The sequence below is a fragment of the Brevundimonas sp. genome, from assembly GCF_036659295.1.
Taxonomy (GTDB): Bacteria; Pseudomonadota; Alphaproteobacteria; order Caulobacterales; family Caulobacteraceae; genus Brevundimonas.
In genome coordinates this window covers 1-585 of sequence record NZ_JAVXCU010000175.1, presented here as the reverse complement: position 1 = coordinate 585, position 585 = coordinate 1, and the positions used below count along the sequence as shown (strand labels likewise).

The following is a 585-nucleotide window of genomic DNA, read 5'->3' as shown; positions in this document are numbered from 1 at the left end:
CAAGGCCCTGGTGGAGGTCGGCGGTCGCGCCCTGATCGACCACGTCCTCGACCGGCTGGCGGACGCAGGCGTCGAACGCGCCGTGGTCAACGTCCACTGGTTCGCCGACCGGCTGGAAAGCCATCTGGCCGCCCGCACCCGTCCCGCCATCGTCATCTCCGACGAGCGCGCCGAACTGCTGGAGACCGGCGGCGGCCTGAAGAAGGCCCGCCGCCTGCTCGGCGACGATCCCGTCTTCGTCGCCAATATCGACAGCGTCTGGATCGACCGGGGCGACGCCCTGGGCGACCTCATCCGCCTGTGGGACCCCGAGCGCATGGACGCCGCCCTGCTGCTGGCCCGGCGCGAGGGCTCGATCGGCTTCGAGGGCGGCGGCGACTTCTTCCTGGCCGACGACGGCGCCCTGACCTTCCGCGGCGAGGCCGCCTCCGCCCCCTTCGCCTATATGGGCGTCCACATCACCCGCCCCGACTACGCCGACGCCGGTCCCGACGGCCCCTTCTCGCTCAGCCCCCTGTGGCGCGCCTCCGCCGCCCAAGGTCGCCTGTTCGGCTGCGTGCTGGACGGCGACTGGATGCACGTCGG

1 protein-coding gene is annotated in these 585 nt (G+C 72.8%); it reads left to right on the top strand.

What is annotated here, in order from left to right; all coding sequences use genetic code 11:
* On the top strand, positions 1 to 585 hold a 585-nt coding region (locus tag RSB01_RS14210; RefSeq protein WP_332625773.1), incomplete at both ends, for a nucleotidyltransferase family protein.